Below are 24,073 nucleotides of genomic sequence, written 5' to 3' on the forward strand. Positions count from 1 at the left end.
CTATTGGATCTCCACATTTTGTTGAGATACGACTTGTTGTGCCGCATCAACAACTTCTTGAACTGGAATATAGCTATTTGATAACCACGCCATACTTGAGTGAGAAATATCAAGGAAGCTTTGTGGATACACACCTAACCATAATAAGCCAAATGCACAGATCAATAGAATTACTGTTTCACGTACATTCAAGTCTTTTAATGGACTTTCATAATGCTTTTTCTGTTCTTCATTTGGTGTACCAAATAAAGCTTTGTGGATCAGGATCAGACCATAAAGACCGGCAAAGACCAAGCTAATCGCCGCAATGATGGTAAATGTTGGGAACTTAGCAAATGAACCCATCAAGATCAGGAATTCACCAATAAAGTTACCTAGACCTGGAATACCCACAAGCGCAGAGACAAAGAACATCAAGAAGAATGGTAAATACTGGAATTGACCACGAATACCACCCATCAAACGTAAGTCACGGGTATGTAAGCGTTCATACACTTGACCACACATAATGAACAATGCAGCAGATGACAAACCATGTGCCAACATCATGATCATTAAGCCTTGGAACGTCAGAATATTACCGGCATAAAGTGCAAGTAATACGAAACCCATATGCGAAATAGAAGTATAAGCAAGCAGGCGTTTCATATCTGTTTGCTGGAAAGCACACCAAGCGCCGTAGAAAATACCAATCAAACCTAAAATAATCGCAATATCGGCAAATTGTGCAGATGCTGCTGGGAAGAATGGCAATACAAAGCGCAGTAAACCGTACGCAGCAGTTTTAATCAAGATACCCGCTAAGTCTACAGAACCTGCTGTAGGTGCTTGTGCATGGGCATCTGGTAACCAACCGTGTAATGGAAATACTGGAAGCTTGACCGCAAAACCAATAAAGAAACAGATCATCAATGCATAGGCAATATGTGGTGCCTGAGCATCTAAAGTGTTTGCAACTGCAAGTAAGTAGTTATAGTCGAAGCTAATCGTACCTGACATCTGAGAACCGTAGACCACTAAGCCTAAGATCCCGATGAGCATGATCAAGCCTGCGACTTGGGTATAGATAAAGAACTTGGTTGCAGCATAAACACGTGATTTACCGTCTGCGCCTTTATGACCCCAAAGTGCGATCAAGAAGTAGATAGGTACTAACATCATCTCCCAGAAGAAGAAGAACAAGAACATATCAATTGCAAGGAAAACCCCGATTACCCCACCCAAAGACCATAACAGGTTTAAGTGGAAGAAGCCGACATTCTTTTGAATTTCACCCCATGAACAACCAACTGCAAGTACACCCAGTAATGCAGTCAATCCCACCATCAGCAATGAAAGACCATCTACAGCCAAATGAATGTTAATACCAAGTGATTTAATCCAAGGTAAATAAAATTCTGCTGCCCAAGTTGGAGTCTTCGCCCCCAACTCATAGCTAAAGCCACCTTGTTTCCACAAAATCAGTGTTAAGCCCAATGTAACGAGCATACCGACTAATGCGATATAACGTGGCAAATGTTTATCAAGTTTATCGACCAACCAACACGCGAAACCTGCAATAAAAGGTACAAGAATCAGTGCGGGTAAAATCCAATTGTTTGTGATTTCCATCTTATTTCCCCACTACCTGAATCACGATCAAGATCATCAGCAATACCACTACACCGAGTGACATACTTGATGCATATTCACGTAATGAACCTGTTTGACGGGTACTTGTAAATTTATTCCCACTATTTACGATTGCAGGTAATACCAGCCATAAACCATCAATTGGGTCACGACCTAAAATTTTCGCAATGAGTAAATAAGGTTGAACAAATACAAGGTTGTATAAAGAATCGAAACCAAATGCATTACGGCAGATATTTGCAAGTCCAGCACCAAATGAAGTGGCTGCAAAACCTTGCACCGCTTTATAAGCGAAAGCAAATAACACCACGCCTACAGCTAAACCGACCAATGCGATACCGACTGCAAGGTGTTCTGCACCATGCATTCCTTCTTCAATCGCTTGAGAAACCTCAAATGCAGGGATATGTGCTGCATTTAAAATGTTCATCACTGGCGCTTTTAAGAAGTAAGCCAAACCTGTTGAAAGAACAGCCAAGATACCTAAAGGCGCCCAATACGTTGCACCTTTGATTTCGTGATAATGTGTTTTTTCTTCACCAAAGAATACAACCCAAATTAAACGGAATGTATAAATCGAAGTTAAGAATGCACCCGCAACACCAACCCAATACAATGAGTTATACAATGCGACAGATTGACCTTGCGCCCAAACAGCACCCAAGATTGCATCTTTTGAGAAGAAGCCGATCGTAATAAATGGGATTGCAGCAAGTGCACCACCACCAATCGCGAAGCAAGCAAATAAGAATTTATTTTTGTAGAACAAGCCACCCATTTTAAAGATGTTTTGCTCATGATGGTAAGCCAAGATCACCGCACCAGAAGACAAGAACAATAATGCCTTAAAGAATGCATGTGCAAGCATATGGAACAGACCTGCTTGATACGCTTCTGCACCCACAGCCATAAACATATAACCGAGCTGACTCATGGTAGAGTAAGCCAGAATACGTTTGATATCTGTTTGAACCAAAGCCGCAAAGCCAGCAACCAACAATGTTACAGCACCCGTAATCGAAATGAACTGCATCACTTCTGGTGTCATTTCAAACACAGAGAACATACGGCAACATAAGTAGATACCAGCGGTAACCATTGTTGCAGCATGGATCAATGCAGATACTGGTGTCGGACCAGCCATTGCATCTGCCAACCATGTTTGTAATGGGATTTGCGCAGATTTACCTGCTGCACCCAAGAACAACATCAGTGACGTGATCAATGCCAAGTTATGATCAAGTGCGAGAACTTGTGAAGCATTGGCAACAATCGTGCCGATGTGTAAAGTACCAAATTGTTGGTAAAGCAAGAACAATGCGATCAGTAAGAATACATCACCAACACGCGTTACTGTAAATGCTTTAATTGCCGCAAAACCATTTGCAGGGTTTTGGTAGTAATAACCAATCAACAGGTAAGAACACAGACCTACGCCTTCCCAACCTAAGAATAACAACGCTAAGTTATCACCCAATACAAGCACCAACATGCTGGCAACGAATAAGTTGAAGTATGAGAAGAAACGTGCGAAGTCTTCTTCACCACGCATGTACCAAGTTGCAAAGATGTGAATCAGGAAACCTACACCTGTCACCATGCCCATCATTAACAATGACAAGCCATCAAGATGCAAACTTACACCCGGTGCAAAACCGCCTACATTGAACCAAGTCCATAAATGCTGTGCTTGCGCAACTGAACCCTGCTGAACAAAGTCCATACCTGCAATCAATGCAAATAAAGCAGAAAGGCCAACAGAACCCGCACCAATAATTGCTGCTACATTTTCAGGAAGTTTATTACGTCCTGCCGCTAAAAGTACAAAGCCAATCAGCGGAAATAAAATCGTTAAATATAAATAACTCATCCGCGCATCTCACTAGCAGCATCTACATCCAGATGATGGAAGCGATGATAGAACTGGAGGACGATCGCTAGACCGATACAAGCCTCTGCCGCAGCAAGTGTGAGGATCAAAATAAACATAATTTGACCATCAGGTTGTGCCCATGCACTTCCTGCCACAACGAATGCCAATGCTGCTGCATTCATCATGATCTCAAGGCTCATTAACATAAATAATAGGTTGCGTCGCACCATTACACCGTAAAAACCCAGTGCAAAAAGGATAGTTGCGACGATCAAACCATGTTCTAAAGGAATGTTGCCCATTACTGTTTATCCTCTGCTGCACTCGGTTCACGTTTGCCTAAGTGGAATGCTGCAACCAATGCTGCAAGCAATAACATTGCGGCAACTTCAACCAATAATAAATAGTGGGTAAAGAGTGCTTGACCAATTGCTTTAGGTCCAATCACTTGAGTTCCAAGTACTGCACCATGTTGGGTATAGTCTGAACCTAATACCCAAACCAAACATAAGCCAACTAAGAAGCTCATGAGTGCTGGATAAGCCCAAGCATCTGAAGTCAACCATTTACGTTCTTGGTCAACTGTATGTTGACCAAGGTTGAGCATCATGACCACGAATACGAACAACACCATGATCGCACCCGCATAAACAATCACTTCAAGCGCAGCTGCAAATGGTGCACCAATGATCAAGAAGATCCCTGCAACAGCAAGTAGAGAGACGATCAAACTTAATAAAGCATGTACTGGATTGGTGTTGGTCACAACACGAATCGTCGAAACAATGGCCACGAGAGCCATTAAATAAAATGGCCACATCATGGTAATAAGCTCCGTACATCTACAGGCGCACTTTCACGTTGCGCTTGACCTTTTTCTTTACCATCAATTGCCATACCACTTACACGGTAGAAATTGTAGTCTGGGTATTTACCCGGTCCTGAAATGAGTAAGTTTTCTTTCTCATAAACAAGATCCTGACGGACATATTCGCCTAACTCAAAATCTGGTGTTAACTGAATAGCAGTTGTTGGACATGCTTCTTCACACATACCGCAGAAAATGCAGCGTGAGAAGTTAATGCGGAAAAATTCTGGATACCAACGTCCATCATCTTTTTCAGCTTTCTGCAATGAAATACAACCAACAGGACATGCAACCGCACATAAGTTACACGCAACACAACGCTCTTCACCGTCTGGGTCACGTGTTAATACGATACGACCACGGTAGCGTGGAGGTACGATTTGTTCGGCTGGCACTTCTGGATATAAAATCGTATCGCGTTTGCGTGTGACATGGCTAAACACCATCCACAACGAACGAACAATTGATCCTACGCCAGCTAGAATTTTATACATTTTGTACTCCCTGCTGTCCTAGGCCTGATTCATCAGAATCACAGCACCAGTCACCAAAAGGTTGACCAATGCAAGTGGTAAACACACTTTCCAACCAAAATTCATAACTTGGTCATAACGTGGACGCATTAAAGAACCACGTGCCAAGACAAACATCATTACAAAGAATGCTGTTTTCGCAATGAACCAGAACGCATCTGGAATGAATGGAATATTTAAATTAAATGGTGCTAACCAACCGCCAAAGAATAAAGTCACGATCAGTGCTGAAATTAAAATGATGTTGACGTATTCAGCAACGAAGAACATCCCCCATTTCATACCACCATATTCGACATGGTAACCTTCTGCCAATTCTTGTTCAGCTTCTGGTTGGTCAAATGGATGACGATGCGTTACCGCAACACCTGCAACCACGAAGATCATGAAACCAATGAATTGCGGAATCACAAACCATACATCACGTTGTGCTTCTACGATGTCACGCAAGTTAAATGAACCTGCAATTGCCACCACACCCATCAATGAAATCCCTAAAAAGACTTCATAAGAAATGGTTTGTGCTGCTGAACGTAGACCACCTAGTAACGCATATTTGTTGTTGGATGCCCAACCACCAAATAACACCGCATATACTGCGATACCTGCCATTGCCATAAAGAACAATAGCCCGATACTCATGTCTGAAACACCTAAGTAAGGTGAAACAGGAATAACCATGAATGACAGTACTGCAGTCGCCATTGCCACTGCTGGTGCTAAACGGAAGGTTAACTTATCTACAAACTTTGGTGTCCAGTCTTCTTTGAACATGATTTTCAACATGTCGGCAACGATCTGGAACATCCCGCCAGGACCAACACGGTTTGGTCCATAACGGTCTTGCCATAAGCCCAGCAAACGACGTTCAATAAATGACATCAAAGCGGCCAGTAAAACCACAACCAACAAAATTACGATGGCTTGAATCACTGAATAAGCGATTGGCCAGTCTTGTGCCCATGTCGGTAGTGCGCGTAAAGATTCATTCATGATTACACTCCTACCGTTACAGATACAGGTTCAGCAAGTGAAACTGTTGGTGCTTGGCCGACTGGATAACCGATATAACCTGTTGGTAAATATTCAATCACATGCACAGGAAGACTAATCGTCGTTTCGCCTGCTTTCACTGTCAGTTGTTGACCATCTTGAACATTTAAACGTGCTGCATCTTGCTCGCCTACGGCAAAAGTCGCTTCTGGAATACGCGATTCCATCACCGGCGTTTTAATCGTAAATTCACCTGAAGCGAAAATATGATGCATTGGAACCAGACGGAAACTCTCTGGATTTGCCACAACCGCAGTTGGCGCCACATAGCTACGTGCAGGACGTTTTACTAAGCGATCAAACAAACGAACGCCTGAATCACCACCTTTAAGGTGACCACCCACTTCATCTTGGTATTTGTTCCAAGCTTGTGGTGAGTTCCAACCCGGTGCCCATGCAAATGGAACCAATGACGATGCATTTTGCGGTCCAACATAACCTTCCATAGAGAATGTTAATGCGGAATCGACATCTACAGGTTGTTTCGGCTCATGTACGTTTAATGGTGCACGCATTGCAGTACGACCTGAGTAACGACGTGGTTCACGGGCAATTTTCAAGCCATGAACACGGTAACCCGCATCAGGTGCAACATCTTGAATTGCTTCAAGAACTGGAACATTTTTGACCACAGACTCAATTACGTCATCCAACAATGTCCACGAGATCGCTTTACCTTTCACACCCGTTTCAATGGCATGTAACCAGCGCCAAGATTCTTTGATGGCATATTCTGGTTTGTAATAGCTTGGGTCATAAACTTGATAGAAGCGTTGCGCACGACCTTCTTGGCTGACCACTGTTCCATCGCCTTCTGCAAAGCTTGCAGCAGACAAGACAACATCAGCCGCTTTTACGGTTTCAGTTTCAGAATGATCAAGCACTATCACGCTTTGCGCTTTGTCTAGAGCAGCCTGAACTTGTACAGCAGGTAAACGGCGGAACAAATCATTTTCAACAATAATGATTGACTCATAATCTTGAGCAAATGCTTGTTCTAAGCTTAAACCACCAAACAAAGCCATACCCATTGAGTTCACTTCTGGAACTGTCAATGTTAAGCCTGCATTTCCACCTAGGTTTTGTGCAACTTGTGCAGCAGCTTCCATGATGGCAGCATCTTGTAAGCTAGTACCCGAGATGATTAATGGTTTTTTCGCAGCTTTTAACGTATCTGCAATGGTTTGTGCAAATGCTTTAGCATCATCATCTAAACCAAGAATCGCATCACCGTTTACACCCGCAGCAATCGCAAAACCTAAACGTGCAATATCGTTTGGAGAAGCAACAACTTCACCCTCAGCAATATCAGCTAAACGTGTTTGTGTTGCAGCCAAGATGTAGATTGGAGAATTTGCATCCTGACCAATACGTTTTACAGGTTCAGCTAACCAATCTTGGGTACGGCGGTCTGCAGCCATTTGTTTGGCTTTGTTTTTCGCAGCTTGGCGAACAGACAGTGCCATACGTGGTGCAGTTTGCGTTAAATCTTCACCCAAGATCAAGACTGCATCATAGCTTTCGATTTCGCGCATACTTGGGTTATAAACACCCTCAGCTTGCATAATCGATGCAGCAAGTTCAACCAAGTTCTGTTCTTTTTGAGAAAGACCAGTTGAATAATTTTCTTGGCCAACTAACTCACGCAACGCATAGTTTGATTCTAACGATGCACGTGGAGAACCAATACCCAAGACTTTTTTGCCTTGAACATTTTCAATCACTGAATCCAGTGCCACATCAACAGAAACAGTTTTAACTTCTGTTGCAGCACGGAATTGCGGCTGACGTGGACGATCTTCACGGTTCACATAACCCGTACCAAAACGACCTTTATCGCAAAGGAAATATTGGTTAACGTCACCATTGAAACGGTTTTCTACACGACGTAATTCGCCATAACGCTCACCTGGAGAGATGTTACAACCTGAAGAACAGCCTTGGCATACGCTAGGCGCATACTGCATGTCCCACTTACGGTTATAACGTGCCGAATGGGTTTTATCGGTAAATACACCTGTTGGGCACACTTCAGTCAAGTTACCAGAGAATTCTGACTCTAAAGTGCCTGATTCTGGACGACCGAAATAGACACGTGATGCATTGGCATAAACACCAAAGTCTGTACCACCGGCATAATCGTTGTAGTAACGAACACAACGGTAACATGCGATACAACGGTTCATCTCATGTGCAATGAAAGAACCTAACTCTTGGTTGTGATGCGTACGTTTGGTAAAACGATAACGACGACGATCATGTTGCGTCATTACTGTCATATCTTGTAAATGACAATGACCACCCTCTTCACAGACTGGACAGTCGTGTGGGTGGTTGGTCATTAAGAATTCCACAATCGATTCACGGAAATCTTTTGCTTCTTTGTCTTCAATCGAAATAAAGGTATTGTCAGATGCAGGAGTCATACATGACATTACTAAGCGACCACGAGTATCTTCTGGATTCGCATATTGAGTAACAGCACATTGACGGCAAGAACCGACAGAACCTAAAGCTGGATGCCAACAAAAATATGGGATGTCGATGCCAAGACTCAAACATGCTTGTAGCAAGTTTTCCGAGCCATTGACTTCATACGATTTTCCATCGACATGAATTGTAGCCATAGTCGAATTCCTTAAACTTGTTCTACGTGGCTGGTTTGGGCTACAGGACGATCTGTCACTTTAGCTTCAAACTCGCTACGGAAATATTTGAGTGCACCCATCAATGGTTCCATCGCACCTGGTGCGTGAGCACAGAATGTTTTACCAATCCACAATTTGCGAGTCAGTTCTTGAAGATGTTGAATGTCTTCCATCTTCCCTTCACCTTTCTCAATTGCGACAAGTGCTTTGACCGCCCAAGGTAAACCATCACGGCATGGCGTACAGAATCCACATGATTCACGTGCAAAGAATTCTTCTAAGTTACGCGTTGCAGAAACCATACACTGGGTTTCATCAACGACCATTAACAAACATGTACCTAGACGAGAACCTGCTTTCATAATGCTTTCTGAATCCATTGGAAGATCAATGTGTTCAGCAGCCAAGAAGTCAGTCGATGCCCCACCCGGTAACCATGCTTTCAGTTTAAGACCATCGCGCATTCCGCCAGCATAGTCTTCAATCACTTCACGTGCAGTCGTACCAAAAGGCAATTCCCAAAGACCAGGGAAAGTCACTTTACCTGATGCACCATAAATTTTAGTGCCTGGATCTTTAGATTTACCCGCAGACAAACCGATATACCACTCAGGCCCACGCAACATAATTGCTGGCAAGTTGTTATAGGTTTCTACGTTGTTTACGATGGTCGGACGGCCCCATGCACCTGCAACTTGCGGGAATGGCGGCTTAGTACGTGGATTTGCACGACGGCCTTCGAGTGAGTTAATCAATGCAGTTTCTTCACCACAGATATAACGCCCCGCACCGGTATGCACATGCAGGTCAAAATTCCAACCTGTATCTAAGATGTTGTCACCCAAATAACCTTTAGCACGCACTTGTTCTAAAGCTTCATTTAAGTATTGTGCAGCTTCAATGTATTCACCGCGAATGAAGATATAACCCTGAGTCGCTTCGAGGGTATAACCTGCAATCAACATCCCTTCGATCAATTGATGTGGAAGTTTTTCCATCAACAAACGGTCTTTGAATGTTCCCGGTTCCATTTCATCGGCATTACAGATCAGGTAACGAGGACCACCATCATTGGGTGCCATCAATGACCATTTAATCCCTGCTGGGAAACCTGCACCACCACGACCTTTTACAGTCGCTGCTTTGATGACTTCAAGAACATCTTTAGGTGGCATTGAAAGCGCTTTTTTAAAGCCTGCATAGCCTTCTAAAGCTTCATAGTCATCAGCACTACGAACAAATTCCTGCTTACTCAAACGCCATGTTAATGGGTGAGTTTCAGGGTTTCCTTCGCCATAAATTGGTCTTGGTTCGGTATTCATACATACTTCTCCAATAACTGTTTCACAGAAGTCACTTCAACCAAACCGTGTGTATCTTCATCAATCATTAGGGTTGGACCTTTGTCACAGTTCCCTAAACAGCAGATCGGCAATAAAGTAAAACGACCATCAGCTGTCGTTTGACCAAATTGGATACCCAGTTCACGTTGGAAAGCTTCTGCTAAAGTTTCCGCACCCATCAAGAAACATGCAATCGAATCACATAATAAAATTACGTGACGACCTACAGGCTGACGGTATATACGGTTATAGAATGTTGCAACACCTTCTAAATCCGCAGTTGTAATTGTCAATAATTGAGCAATTGCATGTAACTGCGCGTCATCCACCCAACCATTACGGCGTTGTACACACTTTAAAGCATCCAAAGACGCTGCGCGTGGGTATGGGTAGTGACCCATGTGATGTTCAATTTCATGGATTTCTTCGCTGGTCAGAATCCCTTCAACATTCACACGTGGCTTTTTATCAGTCAAAATCATCATAATGCGTTTACCCCTTAGCGATCCACGTCAGCCATAACGACGTCAATTGTCGCTAAATAAATGATCAAGTCAGATACAAGACTGCCGTTAATCACGGAAGGAATTTGCTGCAAGTGGGTGAAAGTAGGCGTACGAATACGGGTACGGTAACTCATGGTTGACTTATCTGAAGTCAAGTAATAGTTAGACGCACCTTTCACCACTTCTGCCATTACAGAGGCTTCACCAGCTGGCATTACAGGACCCCATGACACGCTCAAGAAGTGCGTAATCAAAGTTTCAATATCTTGTAAAGTCTTATCTTTTGGTGGTGGAACTGCCAATGGATGATCCGCTTTATAAGGACCAGAAGGCATATTATCCAAACACTGTTTGACGATTTTTAACGACTCTTCGATTTCGCGATAGTGAACCATCACACGCGCGTAAGCATCGCCTTCATACTCTAACGGCACTTCAAAGTCGTAATTCTCATAACCACTGTATGGACGATATTTACGAACATCAAAATCAATACCTGTCGCGCGTAAACCGGTACCTGTTACACCCCAAGCCAATGCTGATTTAGCATCGTATTGCGCAACATTACGGGTACGACCCACAAATACTGAGTTTTTCAGTGCAGCAGTATGATATTCCTTCAAACGTTTTGGCATCCATTCGAGAATTTCACGAATCAGTTTTTGCCAGTTGTTTGGAAGGTCATGTGCCGTCCCGCCGATACGGAACCATGCTGGGTGCATACGGAAACCTGTGATCGCTTCAATTGCGTCATAGATTTTTTGACGATCCGCAAACATATAGAATACTGGTGTCATACCACCGGCATCCTGAATCGCAGTACCGATATACAACAAGTGGTTATTGATACGGAATAATTCAGACATCATGACACGGATACATTGTGCACGATCAGGAACGGTAATCCCTGCAAGTTGCTCCACACCCATGACATAAGGCATGTTTTGCGCACAACCACCTAAGTAGTCAACACGGTCTGTATATGGAATAAATGAATGCCAAGTTTGACGTTCAGCCATCTTTTCCACACCACGGTGGTGATAGCCAATATCAGGCACACAATCTTTCACTTCTTCGCCATCAAGCTGCAAAATTACACGGAATGCACCATGCGCAGATGGATGGTTAGGCCCTAAGTTCAAGAACATAAAGTCTTCATCGGCGTTACCGCGTGTTAGACCCCAATCTTCTGGAACGAAACGAAGATGTTCTTGTTCGAAATCTTGTTTAGCCTTGTCTTGCATGTACGGTGTATATTCAGTCGCACGTGCAGAATATTCTTTACGTAGTGGATGACCTTCCCAATAGGTTGGCAACAAGATACGACGAAGCATTGGATGCCCTTCGAAATTGATCCCAAACATATCGTAAGCTTCACGCTCGTACCAATTGGCATTTGGCCAAATATTGGTCGCTGTTGGAACGTTAATATCGTTCTCACTCAACGCCACTTTGATACGAATATCACTATTACGTTCTAATGAAAGTAAGTGATAGAACACTGTGAAATCAGATGCAGGTAAACCATCACGGTTGTTACGCAAACGTTCATCGACCGCAGATAAGTCAAACAGCATCACATAAGGACGTGGTACTGTACGCAAGTACATTAGAACTTCTTGTACACGTGCGCGCTCAACCCAGACCGTCGGAAAATCTTCAAACGTCGGTTGCACGTAAAAGTTCTCGCCAAATTTGGCTTTGAGATCTTCTACAATTGCAAATGCTGGGCGGGAATCAACTGGAGTCGATTCTGGCATAGCAATTTCAGTTTCAGCCATTGGCTTGGCTTCCTATTTAATACAAATTCTGTCAAATTCCCTGATGACCATATCCATCAGATATGTCAAATACTCATCAGAAAAAATTACTCAATTTCATCCATAGAGCGTAAGTTTTTCACTGCAATACGTTCAGCGTTCTTACGGTCGCGTTCTGGCATCATCTTTGGCTTATACACTGGCTGAAGATCATCACCGATTACCGCAGAGAGCGGACGACGTTCTAATTGAATTTGGTCTTGCAATAACATCAAGGCTTGAATCAATGCTTCTGGACGTGGTGGGCAACCTGGAACGTACACGTCAACAGGAATGATTTTATCCACACCTTGTACAACAGAATAGATGTCGTACATACCACCAGAGTTTGCACAAGCACCCATTGAAATCACCCATTTAGGCTCAAGCATTTGTTCATACAAACGTTGAATTACAGGTGCCATTTTAACAAAGCAAGTTCCTGCAACGATCATCAAATCTGCCTGACGTGGCGAAGCACGAATAACCTCGGCACCAAAGCGCGACAAGTCATGCACACCGGTTAACGTGGTTGCATATTCAACGTAGCAGCAAGATGTACCAAAGTTAAAAGGCCATATTGAGTTTTTACGGCCCCAGTTTACAGCTGTGTGTACCACATCCTCTAAGCGAGTCATGAACACATTTTTATTCACTTCTTCTTCAAGTGGATCTGTCACAATTTGACGATCTTGAAGCGGATATTGTTCAGCTTCTGGATTCGCACGGGTTAAAGTATATTTCATTCCCGAGTTACTCCTTGTTCAGAGACATGGTCGGTGTTTTATCTTTCACACGACCAGAAGATTGAGCTGGAATAGTTCCAGTAGGATCCATCACCAACTCTTCAATTGAATTGAAGCGAGTAATTTCTGCAAGGTCCATATTTGGTGAACCAATTTTAGGTTTAATCCCTGCGATTTTACGTTTATCTGAAGGTGACCAGTTCAATGCACCTGTAGATAATTCATAAATCAAACCAACGAGTAAAACTAAAATAAATACAGCTGCAGCTGAAAAACCAACCCAACCTACTTCACGTACAGATGTCGCCCATGCATATAAATAGAGGGCTTCCAAATCGAATACAACAAAGAAGATTGCAACAAGGTAGAATTTCGCAGACAAGCGGATACGTGCACCACCAGCACTAACCACACCTGATTCAAATTGCTCTTGCTTCGCACGTCCCCATGATTTACCCCCAAGGAGCAAAGGAACGGTGAGCATAAAGACACATAAAAATGTCACGCCGATCACGAAGGCAATGATTGCCCAATCGTATGGAGTAATGGCACTCATGCGGGGATAACTCCTGGCAGGCCTATTATTTAACAAAGAATGTATGTATTGGCCTTGCAAATACACCAAACACAAAATAAATCTGGTCAATTGTACCCGATTGATGTCATCTGTTGCTAGTTAATAGCTCTAAGTCTTTCGGATGATTTTTTAGACAAAAGCCATAATTTTTCCTGATTCACAGCGATACAGCGCTGACTTATCGTTTTATCAAATTTCCATCCCTATTCTTATTAGTTTTTCCGAAGTTTATTTTTTAATCATGAATTAAAAATGACAAATCAGTAGCTTAATCCGATTCAGTCCAAATAAAAGCTTCGATTTATCTATGCTTTTCTGCGATTTAATTGGCTAATTTCTACAAATATAAGGATTTACCACCTAAAATATTTTGTTACATTCTATGTGATAAAATAGTCACATTAGATCAATCAAGTGATAAAAATTATCTTATTGTGATAATTTTTAAATATTACAAAGTTATTTATAATTTTTTATACTTTACTATTATCAAAACCAACTTATTTCAGTGAAATAACCCGCTTTAAACCATCCAGCGCCAAATGCTCAATGCCTACTTTTGACCTACCTTGTGTCCTCCTGTGATTTTCTGATTTAAATTTTCAAAATAGTCAGCACTGTCAATCATGTCATTTTTCGCACACACCACCTACTTAAGCTCACCCAAACTGGCCCAAGCCAAAGCCGTCTGAAAGGTGAGTAACTTATCGCCACTTAAATCAGTAAATTGTATATTTAACACCCAATTGCAGTAAAAGGTGTTCGTTGTCGCAAACTTAGACGAATTGTCTACAGAGCCTATACACATTGAACGACTTTTATGTATATGCTATTCAATATGAACAACTTTAAATCAATAATTTAGGGGTAAAACAAGATGGAATTCAGCAGCAAGCCAAACTATTTTTTATTTGCACAATTACTGATTCGTCATATTGAAAATTACGTCAAAAAACACGCTGATGCACAAAATGCAATTTTTGATCTAAGAGATGTTTATGAGCTTTTCCGCCAAGATCTTGCCGCAACCACGACAAATCTAGAAGGGATTTTAAATATCGCGGATGAATATCGTATTGATACCATTCAAGGTGATCAAAAAATCATTAGCAGTTATAAAATTGACGCTGAACAAAATAGCTTATTGATTGACTTTAATCATGATGCATTACAAGCATTGCGAGACAGTAAGCCAATCATTGCGCCTGATGCGACGCTTCAACAATAAAATCTAGACTGAACAACATCCAGACATAAAAAACCACCGAAATTTTCGGTGGTTTTTTTATTTGAAACCAAGCCTTCAGTCCACAATAGCATTGTTCTTATTCATCCAGTATTCCACACTACACGAAGCCCAACAGGATCGCTGTCCCATGGTGTCGTGCTCGAAGCTGATGACTTGAACCCAGTATCGCATGCTAGGTTGATGGCATGGATCAGTTCACTGGCGGCAGTATAGACCAACACTGCCAATGGCCTTTGAAACCGAAGATGCAAAAATAAACCTTGATCATTCGTAGTGACGTCAAAATCTTCTGAAAAACTCAATTTTATACAAGATCATTAATACCTGTGATAATTTCTGCAATTAAATCAATGCTGATGGTTAATACGATATCCCAAGATTCACAATCCTCCCCGATCAAAATATAAATCTCGCCATCATCACCTTTTTTCCAATGAACTGGACTGTTGGCAGATTCTCCTGCCTGTATACAAGTAACAGTATCTGTTGTTATTTTTTTCAATTCTTCCACTTGGTCAATTGAAATATAAATATTAATTTCAATAAATTGGTTGGCAATTTTTATTATAAATGCAGGATGCCCATTTCCATTAAATGCATGATCAATAGTAATATCAAAATTAGCGTTCACCATTCAAATTTCCTTAATGAATATTATCATTATCAATATCAACATCAATGCTCAAGCTATTCAGTTTGGTCTGCGTAATTATGCTTAGAAAGGTCTGACAAAGAGTCCGTTTTGATGTTCCGATAGATATCGTTATTTTTACATAACGCGAATATCATACAAATGTAATAGTTTACTTGCATTTATTGGTGCACAAAAAACAGCATATAAATCTGATTCAGAATCATCAAACCATAATTGGACATCGATTATATATTTATTAACACGATCTCCTTTGAGAGAGAAAACCTCTGTATCCTCCAGTACATCGTCAGGGATTTGTGTCATTTTCACAAATCCACTTAAATGCGCAAATTCATTTACAGCAACTCTATATTCATTTGCCGTTGATGGATAGGCCAGTTTATTTTTCACCAATTCCTCATAGTCATCAGAAATCATCAGATTCAATATTTTTATCATTGACTCTTTATATATTGGAAATTCTCTTAGAAAAATATTTTCATTTGTCATTTTCTGTTCCCAACTTCTCGCATTGCCGTGGATGGAGTAATTCCAATCTTCTAAAAATATAGATCAAAAGGCATCCAACATTTTTGAGTGATTTTTTGTATTGAAAGTCCCTTCTCCTGTTGGGAGAAGGTTAGGATGAGGGTGGTTTTATCTTAAATAATGACTTTAAAGATGACTGATGAACCAAGTCAAATAGCGCTTAATTGATAATATTTAACAGCATGATTTAACAATTAAGCTTTTTTCTTTTTAAAACGCTCTACAGGCCAAGACATGGTAAATCTTGCACCACCCAAATCTGAGCTTTGATCAACTTCAATCGTCCCGCCAAACCAATACGCAATACGACTAACAATTGAAAGTCCTAAACCATAACCACCCGAAGCACGGGTACGGCTATCATCTAAACGTGCAAATGCCTCAAATACACGTTTACGGTCTTCCTCTGGAATTCCGGGGCCATCATCTTCTACACAGACATAAGCCATATTGGTCTGGTGATTGACACCACCACTGATATTGACCTGATGATCACAGTAACGTATTGCATTCCCCACCAAGTTTTGCACAACACGATGTAAATAACGACGTTCTGCATCCACAATCACATCAGATGAAAGTGGGTTGAGGTGGATAATCTTTTGGGTTTTTAATGCTTCGGTTTCTACTGCAACTTGCTTTAATACATCAATCAATACAATTTTTTCAAAATCTAATGAAGGTGTACCTTGCTCTAATTTCGCATAAGTCATGATTTCATCAATCAGCGTATTTAACGCTTCGATGTCTTTATCAATCATCTCGACCTGTTGCAAACGATATTCATGGTCATCTTCATCTGCCAGCATTTCCATACCAAAACGGATTCGCGCCACAGGTGTACGTAACTCATGTGATACCGCACGCATTAACTCACGCTGTGCTTCAATCAAACGCTGTATATGGTCAGACATGCTGTTATAACTGGTGGCTAGACTGGCCATTTCGTCATAACCCTCAACAGGTACACGTTGCGACATATCCCCTGTTCTCATCACATCCAAGGCTTCATTCACCTGTTTCAACTTACGTTGCATCGGCACAATCAAGCCATACACCCCTAAACAGAGTAAGAACATACTCAGCAATGTAATTCCGGCTGCCAATTTGACGGGCATCCAGTTAAACATTGGAACGGGGCCAAGCACTAACACATCTGTAGGTGAGTTTGGTAAGGGTGAAACAATCGAAATGGTGGTACCGCGTACAGTTGCACTGTCACGCCATAAAATCACACTTTGATCTGACCTTAAACGACCAATTTGCTCTGAATCGAGATTGAGCTGAGAAATCTTTTCCACACCGACATGATAAGAGAAATGTTGTTGAATTTTTTTAAGATATTCTTGTTCTTGACCGGGATAATAGACCAAATAATCCAGAATAAATACCGGAAGTGCCTTCATTTGGCGTTCGCCAATTTGATCGACTTTGATATATAAATAGTGTTTAGGGTCATTTCTGATCCCTATCACCAGATAGGCAATCCCTTGTTCTGCATCATAACGCACCACTGCCTTTTGACTTTCTATACGTTTTTCTTCAGTACGAGATAAGTCAACTTTGCGTGCTTCGAGATAATAAATGGGAAGTTCTAATAGATCAGATGCATCTGAAATCCAATCTAGGCGCTGCTGTTCAGTTTGCTGACGTGCCACACCTTCACTGATCACAAATGAAATTCCATCTGTGAGAGACTCACGATATTCCTGCGCACGTTGATAATTAATTATTTGGACAAGTAAATATCCAAACAATGCAACCAACACAACAAGAATGACTAATCCTGCATAGATGCGCAAAAATATACTGTGTTTAGACACGCAAACTAACCTTCTTTATGCCTGTCCTGTGATGGACAAGCATCTTAGATGACTGACCCATCGTTTATAGACCAGTCTCTTTAACAAACAAATAACCTTTACTACGTACAGTTTTAATACGTTTCGGATTTTCAGGATCATCACCAATTTTTGGACGAATACGTGAAATACGTACATCAATCGAACGATCTTGACCGTCATATTCAATACCACGGAGACGTTCAAAGATGTCTTCACGCGATAAGATACGGCCTGCATTCGATGCCAATAACCAGAGTAGATCATATTCAGCACTGGTGAAGTCAACCAACTCACCATTCAGTGTCACTGAACGACCGCCATTGTCGATCACAAGATCGTCAAATTCAATACGTTGTGCAACTTCATCTTCAGGCGCTTTGTCTGTACGACGTAATAATGCACGAATACGCGCAAGCAAGACACGTGGTTGAACAGGTTTAGCAACATAGTCGTCTGCACCCATTTCTAGACCAAGAACTTGGTCCATATCTTCAGTACGTGCAGTCAACATCAAAATCGGTTGATGATAATGTGGACGAACTTCACGACAAACGGTTAAACCATCTGCACCCGGCAACATCACATCCAACACAACCAAGTCTGGTTGTTCAGCAATGATGCGGCGAATCGCACGGTTACCATCTGGCTCTACCCCAACTTCCAATCCATTGCGAATTAAGTATTCCTGAGTTAAGCGAGCTAGGCGCTCGTCATCTTCAACAATCAGAATCTTTGGTAACTTTTCTTCTTGGCTCATCTATTTGCCCCTATATTTGATTTTGGAGTCTGCTACAAATCTCGCAGATTCAACACACTATGTTTTGCAATATACACACGTTTACAATGTAAACAAGACCTCATTCACCAAACTGATACATGAGCGTATCAATTTGTTATATTTTTATTAACTATTGAATTGTAGGCAGTTTTATAAAATCAATACACATCATTTTTAAATTTCTTCAAGACAATCAATAGCTGGACTAATTTTTATACAAAATATTTCATTGTTCATATTCTGTCTCATCAGTTTATCGTTTTTTGAGTTATCCACACACTTATCTATAAGCACTCTGCGGAGTCTTTGCTATGCTATGTGCTTGTCTCATAAGGCATATAAGAAAAATGACGCTTTGAGGTAAAAAGATGCAAATAAAAATTTACTTTTCAGGGATAAAATATTCTTGAAATGTCAATATTGATCTACCCTTAAAATTACCGTATCTTGTGTTCTAAATTAAATTAAACCACTAAGTATTGTGTTTAGTCCTCAAACATCGTGACAACAAATTTTGCAGTTTGTCCGATTCAAATGGTCCATAAACATAACAATGATGACAATGGAGCTACGCTGACAATGAACGCCATTACAACCCCTGGTCAACTACAAGTGATTAAACGCACTGGTGATGTTGCCGCTTTTGATGCAGATAAAATCTCTGTAGCAATTGGTAAAGCTTTTTTGGCTGTAGAAGGTCAACAAAGTGCAGATTCAAGCCGTATTCATGATCGCATCACTCAGCTCACAGAGATGGTGATGAATACTTTTAATCGTCGTTTACCTTCTGGCGGAACAATTCACATTGAAGAAATTCAAGACCAAGTTGAATTGGCGCTTATGCGTACAGGCGAACAAAAAGTTGCACGTGCATATGTGATCTACCGTGAACAACGTTCTGATGCACGTAAACAAACCGGTGCTCATCATCACCCAACCTTACAAATCACAGATGCGAACGGTCAGCTTCAGCCTCTAGATTTGGGCAAACTTCAAGCCACGATTGAAAAAGCAAGTGAAGGCTTAGAAGGCATCAATGTTCAAGCCATTGTCGATGAAACAGTTAAAAACTTATATAACGGTGTAAAACAGTCAGACATCTCAACCACGATGATGATGGCAACACGTACCCGTATCGAACAAGAACCAAACTATACTTATGTAACTGCACGTTTATTACGTGATGACTTGGTTGCGACAGGTTTAAAATTCTTAGGTTTAGCCACAGATACTATCGAAGGCGATGCACTCGAAACTTATTTAAATAAAGGTATCGAGCTTGAGCTTCTCTCTCCTGAGCTTTTAAACTTTGACCTTGCAAAATTGGCAGCTGCGATCAAACCAGAACGCTCAAACCAATTTACCTATTTAGGTTTACAGACTTTATTTGACCGTTACTTCATTCACTCAAATGATGTACGTTTCGAACTTCCGCAATTATTCTTTATGCGTGTTTCAATGGGACTTGCATTAAATGAAGAACAGCGTGAAGACCGTGCAATCGAATTCTATGACTTATTGTCTAGCTTCGATTATATGGCGTCTACACCGACACTGTTTAACTCAGGTACGTTACGTCCACAATTGTCGAGCTGTTACTTAACCACCATTCAAGATGATCTATACGACATCTATGGTGCGATGCGTGACAATGCCCTTCTTTCTAAATGGGCAGGTGGTTTAGGCAATGACTGGACACCAGTACGTGCCTTGAACTCATATATCAAAGGTACCAACGGTAAGTCACAAGGTGTTGTACCTTTCCTTAAAGTTGCCAACGATACTGCGGTTGCAGTAAACCAAGGTGGTAAACGTAAAGGTGCAGTATGTGCATACCTAGAAACTTGGCACTTGGACATTGAAGAATTCCTAGAGCTTCGTAAAAACACTGGTGATGACCGTCGTCGTACTCACGACATGAACACGGCTAACTGGGTTCCAGATTTGTTTATGCAACGTGTAATTGAAGATGCTGAGTGGACATTGTTCACGCCATCTGAAACGCCTGATTTGCATGATTTAACTGGCGGTGAATTTGCTGAACGCTATGCTTACTACGAAGGCATTGCAAAAGAAAACAACATGCTGCATAAGAAAATCCGTGCGAAAGACTTATGGCGCAAAATGTTATCGATGTTGTTTGAAACAGGTCATCCTTGGATCACATTCAAAGACGTATGTAACTTACGTTCACCACAACAACACGTAGGTGTAGTGCATTCATCTAACTTATGTACTGAAATCACTTTAAATACCAATAAAGATGAAATCGCAGTATGTAACTTAGGTTCAATCAACCTTGTACAACATGTTCAAGGTGGTGCATTAGACCGTGAAAAATTAGCGCGTACAGTTAAAACTGCTGTTCGTATGCTCGACAACGTGATTGACATCAACTACTACGCAGTTGAACAAGCACGTAATTCAAATATGAAACACCGCCCTGTCGGTATGGGTATCATGGGCTTCCAAGATGCTTTATATGAATTGGGTATGGGTTATGGTTCTGATGCAGCAGTAGATTTTGCTGATGAATCAATGGAAGTGATCAGCTACTACGCGATTCAAACATCAAGCGACCTTGCTGTTGAACGTGGTGTGTATTCAACATTTAAAGGTTCATTGTGGGATCAAGGTATCTTGCCAATCGACTCTTTAGATATCGTTGCAAAATCACGTCCAGAGCGTATGTTTGAAGTTGACCGTACTCAACGTTTGGACTGGGATACATTACGTACTAAAGTTCAAAAAGACGGTATGCGTAACTCAAATGTGATGGCGATTGCACCTACAGCAACCATTTCAAACATTTGTGGCGTTTCACAGTCTATCGAACCGACGTTCCAAAACCTTTATGTAAAATCTAACCTTTCTGGTGAATTTACAGTGATCAACCCGTACTTGGTACGTGCGTTAAAAGATCGTGGTCTTTGGGACTCTGTGATGGTTAACGACTTGAAACACTTCGAGGGTTCAGTACAAAAAATTGCACGTATCCCTGAAGAGTTAAAAGCAATTTTTGCGACTGCATTTGAAGTCGATACACGTTGGATCGTAGATGCTGCATCACGTCGTCAAAAATGGATCGACCAAGCACAGTCATTGAACCTTTATATCGCTGGTGCAAATGGCAAGAAACTAGACATCACTTATAAGATGGCTTGGTTACGTGGTCTTAAAACCACTTATTACCTCCGTGCATTAGGTGCAACCTCTGCGGAAAAATCAACCATTAACACGGGTGCTTTAAACGCAGTAAAAGCAACAACTGTTGCTGCACCAGTGGCTGCGGTTGCTCAAGAAACTAAACCTGAAGCGCCTGCTGAAGAAGATGGTTTCGCTCAAGCAGCACCAGTACCACAAGCATGTTCAATCGACAATCCAGATTGTGAAGCTTGTCAGTAAGTAATCCTCCCCAATCCTCAAGGGGAATAAAGTCCCCCCTTTAAAAAAAGGGGGGTTTAGGGGGATTCAAAAAATCTGAAATTATAAAAGGCGAAGAAATGTTCCATTTAAGTCATAACTATGAGTTAGGCGTAATCGTGCTGATCTTAGCCTTTTTAGTTTTTTACGTGCCTGCGGTCTATGCATTCTTTGCGATCCGTAAGCAGCAAAAGCGTAAGCAAAATAAGTAGTGTGGATATCTGTTCTTTCGAACAAGAACAAAACAACTATCGGCAAAACTTAATTTTGCTTGCACAGAATAAGCGTATAGTAGTGACATCTTCCATTGTGAGATGTCGAACATAGATATTAACAACGAAGAGAGAACAACGATGTCTATCCTAAGTTGGGACGATTTTGAAGATGATGAACAGAAACAAGCTGCACAAGCTCACCAGCCTGCGCCCGTCGAACAGAAAAAAACGACTGATTCGCAAGTGGTATCTGATACAAAGCAGTCATCGCAGAATGTGGCAACTACACAATCCGCTGGAACCTATACAGCAAGATCAACAAATCCAACCGATTCGTTGGCAAGAGCATCTCACGCCTTAGAAAAGTTAGACGTTGCACCTGGCTTAGAAGAGCTTGAAATGGGTGCACAACGTGTACAAGTTGATGATAAAGCCATGATCAACTGTCGCGCAGACTTAAACCAACTTGTACCGTTCAAATACGAGTGGGCTTGGCAAAAGTATCTAGACGGGTGTGCAAACCATTGGATGCCACAAGAAGTTAACATGAACCACGATATCGCACTTTGGAAGTCTGAAAATGGCTTAACCGAAGATGAGCGTACCATCGTGATGCGTTCATTAGGTTTCTTCTCTACTGCGGATTCTTTGGTTGCAAACAACTTGGTGTTGGCGATTTACCGTCACATCACCAACCCTGAATGCCGTCAATACATCTTGCGTCAAGCATTTGAAGAAGCGATTCATACGCATGCTTACCAATACTGCATCGAATCTTTAGGTATGGATGAAGGCGAAGTCTTCAACATGTACCGTGAAGTTCCGTCAGTTGCTCGTAAAGCGGCTTGGGGCTTGAAATATACTCAGTCTTTATGTGATCCAACCTTTCAAACAGGTACACCTGAAAACGATCAAATCTTACTGCGTAACTTGATCGCATTCTATTGCGTACTTGAAGGGATCTTCTTCTACTGTGGTTTCAGCCAGATCTTGTCAATGGGTCGTCGTAACAAGATGAATGGTGTTGCTGAGCAATTCCAGTACATCTTACGTGATGAGTCTATGCACTTGAACTTTGGTATCGACATGATTAACCAAATCAAGATCGAAAATCCAAACTTGTGGACTGCTGAATTCCAAGAAGAAATCATTCAAATGATTCTTGAAGGTACTATGCTTGAAATCGAATATGCGCGTGACACAATGCCACGTGGTGTATTGGGTATGAACGCAGCGATGATGGAAGAGTATTTGAAATTCATCTGTAACCGTCGTTTGGCGCAGTTAGGTTTACCTGAGCAGTTTGCTGGTGTAAATAACCCATTCCAGTGGATGTCTGAAATGATGGACTTGCGTAAAGAGAAGAACTTCTTTGAAACGCGTGTAACTGATTATCAAACTGGTGGTGCGTTGAGCTGGTAAGAAGTGACATATAAGTTGTCATTAAAAAAATAGAGCCTAATGGCTCTATTTTTTACTTATCCAGCGCTAAATTATAGTTTCTAAATATTTGTATTCCCTTGAATCAGGAGAAAAACTAGAATTTAAATTTTCAAGAACTAATTTACCAACATTTTCATCTAAAGATTTAATTACTTTAACAATATTCTTCAATAGAAATTCAGATGGATACATCGTCGAATTTAACTTTTCCATAACCTCTTTATACTTCAACCACAAAGCCTCATGTGCTCTACTTATCAATTTATCTGTATCTTTTATTATTTCTCTTTTCAACCCACAATAAATAAACCAAGTATTCACTATTTTTTGAGGATCTGTTAAAGGATGATATTCTAGTAA

Annotated in this window: 21 protein-coding genes; 4 read left to right on the forward strand and 17 right to left on the reverse strand. The window is 41.3% G+C overall.

Annotated features, from left to right (window positions below):
- The 12 genes from nuoM to GJV03_RS05570 all read right to left on the reverse strand — a co-directional run bounded on the left by nuoM (position 1) and on the right by GJV03_RS05570 (position 13,557).
- Positions 1–1,605, reverse strand: a complete 1,605-nt coding sequence (gene nuoM / locus GJV03_RS05515; protein WP_171066950.1) for an NADH-quinone oxidoreductase subunit M — start codon at positions 1,603–1,605, stop codon at positions 1–3.
- A 7-nt stretch (positions 1,606–1,612) separates the two neighbouring features.
- Positions 1,613–3,502: an NADH-quinone oxidoreductase subunit L gene (gene nuoL / locus GJV03_RS05520; RefSeq protein ID WP_151801202.1), complete on the reverse strand. Its 1,890-nt coding sequence runs from the start codon at positions 3,500–3,502 to the stop codon at positions 1,613–1,615.
- Positions 3,499–3,807 (reverse strand): NADH-quinone oxidoreductase subunit NuoK, encoded by a 309-nt coding sequence (gene nuoK / locus GJV03_RS05525; RefSeq protein ID WP_004722831.1) that lies wholly within the window; start codon positions 3,805–3,807, stop codon positions 3,499–3,501. The genes nuoL and nuoK overlap by 4 nt, the downstream gene beginning before the upstream one ends.
- Positions 3,807–4,325, reverse strand: coding sequence for an NADH-quinone oxidoreductase subunit J (nuoJ, locus tag GJV03_RS05530; RefSeq protein WP_171066894.1), 519 nt, complete (start codon positions 4,323–4,325; stop codon positions 3,807–3,809). Before nuoJ ends, nuoK begins: the two co-directional genes overlap by 1 nt.
- The gene (gene nuoI / locus GJV03_RS05535) at positions 4,325–4,867 is read right to left on the reverse strand and encodes an NADH-quinone oxidoreductase subunit NuoI (RefSeq protein WP_004722835.1); all 543 of its coding nucleotides are present in this window, start codon (positions 4,865–4,867) and stop codon (positions 4,325–4,327) included. Before nuoI ends, nuoJ begins: the two co-directional genes overlap by 1 nt.
- A gap of 18 nt (positions 4,868–4,885) precedes the next feature.
- Complete coding sequence (gene nuoH, locus GJV03_RS05540) at positions 4,886–5,899, reverse strand: NADH-quinone oxidoreductase subunit NuoH (RefSeq protein ID WP_004819331.1); 1,014 nt, start codon at positions 5,897–5,899, stop codon at positions 4,886–4,888.
- A 2-nt stretch (positions 5,900–5,901) separates the two neighbouring features.
- Positions 5,902–8,586 carry an NADH-quinone oxidoreductase subunit NuoG gene (nuoG, locus tag GJV03_RS05545; protein WP_004819329.1) on the reverse strand — a complete coding sequence of 895 codons (2,685 nt, stop codon included), beginning with the start codon at positions 8,584–8,586 and terminating at the stop codon, positions 5,902–5,904.
- A gap of 11 nt (positions 8,587–8,597) precedes the next feature.
- A complete protein-coding gene (gene nuoF, locus GJV03_RS05550; RefSeq protein WP_004819326.1) occupies positions 8,598–9,929 on the reverse strand; it encodes an NADH-quinone oxidoreductase subunit NuoF in 1,332 nt (443 codons plus the stop codon).
- A complete protein-coding gene (nuoE, locus tag GJV03_RS05555) occupies positions 9,926–10,435 on the reverse strand; it encodes an NADH-quinone oxidoreductase subunit NuoE (protein WP_004722839.1) in 510 nt (169 codons plus the stop codon). The genes nuoF and nuoE overlap by 4 nt, the downstream gene beginning before the upstream one ends.
- 14 nt (positions 10,436–10,449) lie before the next feature.
- On the reverse strand, positions 10,450–12,237 hold the full coding sequence (nuoC, locus tag GJV03_RS05560) for an NADH-quinone oxidoreductase subunit C/D (protein WP_004722840.1): 1,788 nt from the start codon (positions 12,235–12,237) through the stop codon (positions 10,450–10,452).
- A gap of 86 nt (positions 12,238–12,323) precedes the next feature.
- Complete coding sequence (locus GJV03_RS05565) at positions 12,324–13,001, reverse strand: NADH-quinone oxidoreductase subunit B (RefSeq protein ID WP_004722842.1); 678 nt, start codon at positions 12,999–13,001, stop codon at positions 12,324–12,326.
- A 7-nt stretch (positions 13,002–13,008) separates the two neighbouring features.
- The gene (locus GJV03_RS05570; protein ID WP_004722844.1) at positions 13,009–13,557 is read right to left on the reverse strand and encodes an NADH-quinone oxidoreductase subunit A; all 549 of its coding nucleotides are present in this window, start codon (positions 13,555–13,557) and stop codon (positions 13,009–13,011) included.
- A gap of 898 nt (positions 13,558–14,455) precedes the next feature.
- On the opposite strand from GJV03_RS05570, the gene GJV03_RS05575 reads away from it, so the two are divergent.
- On the forward strand, positions 14,456–14,806 hold the full coding sequence (locus GJV03_RS05575) for a hypothetical protein (RefSeq protein WP_004722847.1): 351 nt from the start codon (positions 14,456–14,458) through the stop codon (positions 14,804–14,806).
- A 325-nt stretch (positions 14,807–15,131) separates the two neighbouring features.
- Here the strand turns inward: GJV03_RS05575 and GJV03_RS05580 are convergent, their stop codons facing one another.
- The 4 genes from GJV03_RS05580 to bfmR all read right to left on the reverse strand — a co-directional run bounded on the left by GJV03_RS05580 (position 15,132) and on the right by bfmR (position 18,611).
- Positions 15,132–15,461 carry a hypothetical protein gene (locus GJV03_RS05580; protein ID WP_154129649.1) on the reverse strand — a complete coding sequence of 110 codons (330 nt, stop codon included), beginning with the start codon at positions 15,459–15,461 and terminating at the stop codon, positions 15,132–15,134.
- A 135-nt stretch (positions 15,462–15,596) separates the two neighbouring features.
- Positions 15,597–15,971, reverse strand: coding sequence for a hypothetical protein (locus GJV03_RS05585; RefSeq protein ID WP_154129650.1), 375 nt, complete (start codon positions 15,969–15,971; stop codon positions 15,597–15,599).
- A 233-nt stretch (positions 15,972–16,204) separates the two neighbouring features.
- Positions 16,205–17,833, reverse strand: a complete 1,629-nt coding sequence (gene bfmS / locus GJV03_RS05590; RefSeq protein ID WP_004722852.1) for a sensor histidine kinase BfmS — start codon at positions 17,831–17,833, stop codon at positions 16,205–16,207.
- A gap of 64 nt (positions 17,834–17,897) precedes the next feature.
- A complete protein-coding gene (bfmR, locus tag GJV03_RS05595) occupies positions 17,898–18,611 on the reverse strand; it encodes a response regulator transcription factor BfmR (protein WP_004722855.1) in 714 nt (237 codons plus the stop codon).
- 555 nt (positions 18,612–19,166) lie between these two features.
- Between bfmR and GJV03_RS05600 the strand changes: the two genes are divergently transcribed.
- The 3 genes from GJV03_RS05600 (at position 19,167) to GJV03_RS05610 (ending at position 23,692) form a co-directional block, all read left to right on the forward strand.
- Entirely contained in the window at positions 19,167–22,037 is a 2,871-nt protein-coding gene (locus GJV03_RS05600; protein ID WP_081407422.1) for a ribonucleoside-diphosphate reductase subunit alpha, read from the forward strand.
- Between the two features lie 98 nt (positions 22,038–22,135).
- Complete coding sequence (locus tag GJV03_RS05605) at positions 22,136–22,267, forward strand: preprotein translocase subunit YajC (RefSeq protein ID WP_004722859.1); 132 nt, start codon at positions 22,136–22,138, stop codon at positions 22,265–22,267.
- Positions 22,268–22,408: 141 nt separating this feature from the next.
- Positions 22,409–23,692, forward strand: a complete 1,284-nt coding sequence (locus GJV03_RS05610) for a ribonucleotide-diphosphate reductase subunit beta (RefSeq protein WP_004722861.1) — start codon at positions 22,409–22,411, stop codon at positions 23,690–23,692.
- Positions 23,693–23,758: 66 nt separating this feature from the next.
- On the opposite strand, the gene GJV03_RS21425 is transcribed toward GJV03_RS05610, so the two are convergent.
- The coding region (locus tag GJV03_RS21425) for a hypothetical protein (protein ID WP_171501833.1) at positions 23,759–24,073 on the reverse strand (315 nt) is incomplete at its 5' end.

Source organism: Acinetobacter sp. RIT698 (genome assembly GCF_009668065.1).
In the GTDB taxonomy this organism is placed as follows: Bacteria; Pseudomonadota; Gammaproteobacteria; order Pseudomonadales; family Moraxellaceae; genus Acinetobacter; species Acinetobacter guillouiae.

Bases quoted from the DNA above. Each gene is read 5' to 3' on its own strand.
- nuoL (WP_151801202.1), bottom strand. From the start codon at position 3,502: ATGAGTTATTTATATTTAACGATTTTATTTCCGCTGATTGGCTTTGTA.
- nuoK (WP_004722831.1), bottom strand. From the start codon at position 3,807: ATGGGCAACATTCCTTTAGAACATGGTTTGATCGTCGCAACTATCCTT.
- nuoJ (WP_171066894.1), bottom strand. From the start codon at position 4,325: ATGTGGCCATTTTATTTAATGGCTCTCGTGGCCATTGTTTCGACGATT.
- nuoI (WP_004722835.1), bottom strand. From the start codon at position 4,867: ATGTATAAAATTCTAGCTGGCGTAGGATCAATTGTTCGTTCGTTGTGG.
- nuoH (WP_004819331.1), bottom strand. From the start codon at position 5,899: ATGAATGAATCTTTACGCGCACTACCGACATGGGCACAAGACTGGCCA.
- nuoG (WP_004819329.1), bottom strand. From the start codon at position 8,586: ATGGCTACAATTCATGTCGATGGAAAATCGTATGAAGTCAATGGCTCG.
- nuoF (WP_004819326.1), bottom strand. From the start codon at position 9,929: ATGAATACCGAACCAAGACCAATTTATGGCGAAGGAAACCCTGAAACT.
- nuoE (WP_004722839.1), bottom strand. From the start codon at position 10,435: ATGATGATTTTGACTGATAAAAAGCCACGTGTGAATGTTGAAGGGATT.
- nuoC (WP_004722840.1), bottom strand. From the start codon at position 12,237: ATGGCTGAAACTGAAATTGCTATGCCAGAATCGACTCCAGTTGATTCC.
- GJV03_RS05565 (WP_004722842.1), bottom strand. From the start codon at position 13,001: ATGAAATATACTTTAACCCGTGCGAATCCAGAAGCTGAACAATATCCG.
- GJV03_RS05570 (WP_004722844.1), bottom strand. From the start codon at position 13,557: ATGAGTGCCATTACTCCATACGATTGGGCAATCATTGCCTTCGTGATC.
- GJV03_RS05575 (WP_004722847.1), top strand. From the start codon at position 14,456: ATGGAATTCAGCAGCAAGCCAAACTATTTTTTATTTGCACAATTACTG.
- GJV03_RS05580 (WP_154129649.1), bottom strand. From the start codon at position 15,461: ATGGTGAACGCTAATTTTGATATTACTATTGATCATGCATTTAATGGA.
- GJV03_RS05585 (WP_154129650.1), bottom strand. From the start codon at position 15,971: ATGACAAATGAAAATATTTTTCTAAGAGAATTTCCAATATATAAAGAG.
- bfmR (WP_004722855.1), bottom strand. From the start codon at position 18,611: ATGAGCCAAGAAGAAAAGTTACCAAAGATTCTGATTGTTGAAGATGAC.
- GJV03_RS05600 (WP_081407422.1), top strand. From the start codon at position 19,167: ATGGTCCATAAACATAACAATGATGACAATGGAGCTACGCTGACAATG.
- GJV03_RS05605 (WP_004722859.1), top strand. From the start codon at position 22,136: ATGTTCCATTTAAGTCATAACTATGAGTTAGGCGTAATCGTGCTGATC.
- GJV03_RS05610 (WP_004722861.1), top strand. From the start codon at position 22,409: ATGTCTATCCTAAGTTGGGACGATTTTGAAGATGATGAACAGAAACAA.